3 protein-coding genes and 2 pseudogenes are annotated in these 4,907 nt (G+C 59.7%); 1 reads left to right on the top strand and 4 read right to left on the bottom strand.

Annotation, left to right across the window (positions count from 1 at the left end; translation table 11 throughout):
• Window positions 1-684 precede the first annotated feature (684 nt).
• Window positions 685-1,026, bottom strand: coding sequence for a hypothetical protein (locus P0D80_RS48630; protein ID WP_408295495.1), 342 nt, complete (start codon window positions 1,024-1,026; stop codon window positions 685-687).
• Between the two features lie 287 nt (window positions 1,027-1,313).
• Here P0D80_RS48630 and P0D80_RS48625 point away from each other — a divergent pair.
• Window positions 1,314-1,442 (top strand): annotated as a pseudogene (locus P0D80_RS48625) (IS3 family transposase); the annotation flags it as partial.
• Window positions 1,443-1,502: 60 nt separating this feature from the next.
• Here the strand turns inward: P0D80_RS48625 and P0D80_RS48620 are convergent.
• The 3 genes and pseudogenes from P0D80_RS48620 to P0D80_RS48610 all read right to left on the bottom strand — a co-directional run.
• Window positions 1,503-1,748, bottom strand: a pseudogene (locus P0D80_RS48620) (integrase core domain-containing protein); the annotation flags it as partial.
• 77 nt (window positions 1,749-1,825) lie between these two features.
• A complete protein-coding gene (locus P0D80_RS48615; protein WP_408295492.1) occupies window positions 1,826-3,034 on the bottom strand; it encodes a Tn3 family transposase in 1,209 nt (402 codons plus the stop codon).
• Window positions 2,979-4,796 carry a DUF4158 domain-containing protein gene (locus tag P0D80_RS48610; RefSeq protein ID WP_408295490.1) on the bottom strand — a complete coding sequence of 606 codons (1,818 nt, stop codon included), beginning with the start codon at window positions 4,794-4,796 and terminating at the stop codon, window positions 2,979-2,981. Before P0D80_RS48610 ends, P0D80_RS48615 begins: the two co-directional genes overlap by 56 nt.
• Window positions 4,797-4,907: the final 111 nt, after the last annotated feature.

Here is a 4,907-nt window from a genome sequence, read left to right as displayed (position 1 = left end):
CTAAAGCTAGAGGGGCAACGGGCAATGTCAGTCCGGCCTGCCGGGTAATGGTCGATTCCCGCGACAGCTTCTACCGCTTCAAGGAGCTGTACCACAAGGGCGGCAGAGCCGCCCTGCAGGGACCGCTCACCACCGCGCGCTGCCGAAGCACCGCGAGGTGCAGGCAGCGATGATCGAACCGGCCTTGGAACTGAACGCATACGGCTAGGTCCGTATCGCCAGTGAGGTGCTCGGACGCCACGCCCCTGCGTCGCGCCGCGGGATGTGCGCAGCATCTGGCTACACCATGATCTAGAGACCATCAACAGGCGTCGCAAGGCGCCAGAAACGAAGTCCGCCCATGAGGCACTGATGCTGACCGAATCGCAACTCAACGCGCTGGAGTGGGTCATCCAGGAAAAGGAAATGCACGACGAGTTCGAATCCGATGTCCCGGCTACTGCGCGCCCAGGACATCTTTTACGTCGGTACACATAAGGGCGTGAGTCGCGCCTACCGGCAGACCGAGGTCGATACCGATGATTTTGCCCACTTTTACTAATCTCCTGACTTTGATCGCCGCGGGAATCGCCCTGTTTGCCGTCCGGCGGCAAGGCAATCCGCCCAAAGTTCATACCTGCACTCAACGTAAGTGCGTCCGCATCGTTTTCAAGACCTCTTTTGCGATGCGGTCTTTAATTTTTTTCAATCGACCGAACTTTTGCCCGAATCCGCTCCGTCGGCTTGCACACCGCCTGCCGCTTTGGCCGAGCGGATCTTCCCACGCGCCGCGGCAACCGCCGCCTCGAATTGCGCGAGGCCGTGCCAGCCGGTCGCCCCACCCAGCCGTTTGCCGCGGTGGAAGAGCGCAAAACATCGCTGCCCGCAGCCGAGCTGCTCAACGTTCACCTCGTACCGTTCCTCGACAGCTCCGGCATCCCGCTCGCACGGCCGCTGATCGACCGGCGTACCTAATATCGCGGCAAGCCGGAGTACCATAAATCCGAGCTGTATCTGGCCGTGGAGAACATCGATCACAACCGTCAAAGCTCGTTCTCCACAGACCAACGGCATCGTCGAGCGGCGTCACAAGAGCATGCTAAACGAGTTTTGTCGCATCGCCCTCCTCAGGAAGACCTACGACTCGATCGCCACCTGAAGACCGGTCGTGACTCATCGCTTGACCGGTATAGCAACGAGCGCGAATGACAAAGGTCGATGGTGCTGTAGCAAGACGCCTATGCGCATCTTCCTCGGCCCACCCAAACTCGTCACGGAGAAACTGATTCCTCACTGGATCACCGGCGGGTTCGCACGACGATTCTGACGTAAGTGGGCCGCGCCCGCTGGACCGAGTCAAGCGGCAATTCAAGACCGACCGGCCGAATCAGCTCTGGGTGTCGGACTTTACGTATGTCTCGACATGGCAAGCCTGGCTATACATGGCATTCGTGATCAACGTGAGAGGTGGGGCCGCTTGTTCGGACAGGGTCCCGAGAATTTAAGTGGAACGTCCGGGGCGATCATGCTGCCGATTTGATCGCTGGCAGCGTCGCGAAGTATGCCTCATCGGGCGTCTGATCCGCCAGGCTCGAATGAGGACGTTTGCGGTTGTACAGCTCAATGTATTGGCCAATGGAGCGCCGGGCGTTGCTGACCGACTCGTAGGCTCTCAAATAAATCTCTTCGTACTTGATGCTGCGCCACACGCGCTCGACGAACACGTTGTCGCGCCAGGCGCCTTTGCCGTCCATCGACAGCCGAATGCCTCGGCCCAGCACGGGTAGGCGTAAGGATTCGTGCGGAAATGCGTATCATCGCCCGGTGAGCCTTTGCAGGAGCGGGTTCAGAACCTGATTCCGTAATCTACCGGGGCGGGTTCACGATCCCTCAACTCGAACAGACCAAAGCGATTGAGGTGATGAGTCCGGTACGGGCTGAATGCCGCCAGCAGTTCCGGCGTTAGCTGCATCCCCTCTCTTTCCAGCTCCTTCAACGCCAGCGTGATCGTGTGGCAATTATGGCAGATCACGAGATTGGCGATCAGATGGTTGTACTTGATGATCTTCAGTTGATCGTCGCGCACGCTCTCCGCGATGATGTCGGAGCCGAAATACGCCCACTGCGCAAACTTGTTGAAGCCTTCGCATTTATTCTGGGCAACCTGCGTGACACGACGCAGGTCTTCGTCGCTGATGTATTCGAGCAGAAAGATCGTACGGACCACCCGGCCCAGTTCCCGGAATGCAAAGTAGAGCTTGTTTTTCCGGCTCGCCGTACCCAGCTTGCGCAGGATGGTCGACGGCGAAATTCGCCCGGCGCGAATTGACTGTGCGACCTGCAGCATATCCGGCAGGTGGCAGGCGATCAGATCCCAGTCGACAGCGTCTTTCGTGAACAGGCTGTCGATGTGCTGATACGCTTCCCCGGGCAGGGGGCGAAACCACTTCAGATCTTTCCAGTTGCGGATACGTGGCATCAGTTTGATGCCGAGCAGAAAGGCCAGCCCATAAACTGTCGCGCTCTGCGCCTGCGTGTCACCATGCAGGATATCAGGCTGGATGTCGGAGTCGTTTTTTGTCAGGCCGTCGAGAATATGGATTGCCTCCCACACTCCGCAGGGAATAAAGTGCGAGAACAACGCGATGTAGATATCGCTCACATGGTAATAGGCGATGCCGCCGTAACCGCCGTAGCGGATGTGCCGTTCCGACAGCAGGTTATTTTCGTAGAGATTCCATTGCGTGCCGTCAGCTGCCGCATGCTTCGGATCGCCCCAGTATCGTGGCAACTGGAACCGGTTGTAGGCGTTGATGATGTCGCAGAGCGACAATTCGAGTTTCTCCGTGCTGACCTGGCGCTGGTCAACGAACGAAATCTGCCTCGCGCTGATGTCCGCGATGTTGCGCGCGGTCTGCGTTGGCCCGAGACCCGTGCCGTACGCGAACACCGTCAGAATCTTGCGCCGTGCCTGTTCACGGAGCTTGCTGTCGTGTCCGCTAAGCGGACTGAAATGCCGGTCCCAGTCGATCCATTGCGACGTGTCCGCCAACACATCCAGTAGCGAAAGGCCCAGTGCGTCGAGCTTGCGCGTCAGCGCCTGGTCGATCTGCTCGAACCCTGCGGGCGTCGTCTTTGCGGCATGACGGCCGAGTTTCGGCCGACCGTTGACGATCTTGAAGAATGCATTTTCGGGATAGGCATCGTCCGTCCGTTTTGCCGCGTCGGTGCCGAACATGCTGGACGACGGTGTCACCCGCAACCGGCAGACCGACTTCGTCGCCGTAGGCAGCACGAGTCCGCGCACACTCCTCCAGCGGAACCATCTGTTCGCGATAGTCGGAATAGGTGTCGGCACCGACTACGCAAAGATCGCCGGATTTGAGCTCGCGAATCATCTGCGCGCACACGCACACCTCGAACTGGCGCCGATGAAGGCGCGTCGGTGATTCCCGCTGGCTTTCGCCCGTGATCAGCTTCCACCATTTCTCCGGGACCCAGTCGAGGTCTTGCAGGCCCAGTTGGGTATCCGTGTCCCCCTTGAGCGCAACCCACTCGCCGCGCCGTTCACGCTGGGAGAGCATGAGTGCAAGCGAGCGCGCGAAGCCCGTATCGTGACTGGTTGAAATAAATCGCAGCCGTGTCAGAATGCGCAACGGTTCGGCGCGACGGGGCTTGAAGAACTTTGCCATGAAGCGGCACTCATTCTTGCCGCCATACTCGGCGTGGAGTCTGGAGAATTCGCACAGATCTGGCCGGTCCGTAACGGTCTTGCGGATCGCCTGCAATTGCGCATCAGCCGGCTCAGCGGAATTGAGTAGCGTCTCCAGCGACGCGAAGCGGCGCACGATCTCGTCAGTTTTGCCCTGGCTGTTGCTGAGATACTGCTGCAACGCATCTTCGGCCGCATGTGTCACCCGGCTCATCTGTTTGCACAGGATCTCGCACAGATCATCGGTCACCCGGGCGAGGCGCTGGCGTATGAGCGCCAACGCCACGGCGTACCGCTTTGGCAAAGCCAGATCCGCCATGCTGGCGGCGTCCAGGCTGTTACCCTCAAGAGCCCACTGGGTGACTTTGACAACCGGGATGGCGTGCAGCAGTGCTGTGTATTGAGCCCACCGCGCCAGTTTGTCATGGCGTGCGAGCAGTTCCCGCATGCCGTGGACGGTGGGCTTTGCCGCATCCTGTTTCAGATCATGCCACGGGCTGACCCGGCGGGGATCATCGCCGACGGTGAAGAGCGCGTCGATGGCTTTGGCACCGGCCTCGTCCAGCGCGAGATGAACCTGCCTGTGTAGTATCTGGTTGGTTGCTGCGCGCCGGGCACGCGCTTCGCGAACCAGCGTGCCGAACGCCGGCAACTCGTACCGGTGACGAACGAGGATCTCAATGCCGACATTGATGATGTCCGCGATATCCTCCTTCGTGAGCGCCGCGTCACCCAACGCCTCGCACAGCAGCGCCTTGCCGGCGTTATCAAATGATTTGACCTCGAGGAATCGACGCACCGCGATCGTATGTTTGCGGCGAGCTTCGGACGTATCATAGCGACGGAGGACGGCGGGATCGGTGCGCTGACCCATCACGGTGGCGACATGTTCAACGATCGCATCCGGCACCTGGTCAGATGTCACGAAATAGCCCAACCGCTGAAAGGTCTTGAGCAGCAGTACGAACCCAAGGCGCGTTGCCGCCGAACGCGTGGCGCCGTCGCAGAACAACCGCTCGTGACCGGTCGGCGTATAGGACTGCTCCAGTTCTGCGGAAGACGGACGACTCTTGAAACAGGGATAGGCAGTATCGCTGGGCTGCAACGCGGGGCGGGCACGTGGATTGAAAGAATGCTGGCGGCGCCAGCAACGTATCATTTGAAGTACACTTCAAATGGACCAGCATTTTGCCACGGCCACATGCGGCTTTGCGGG

It is taken from the genome of Paraburkholderia sp. RL17-373-BIF-A (assembly GCF_046030175.1).
GTDB lineage: Bacteria > Pseudomonadota > Gammaproteobacteria > Burkholderiales > Burkholderiaceae > Paraburkholderia.
Note: the sequence above shows the minus strand (reverse complement) of the source record. Positions and strands in the feature narration are given on the sequence as shown.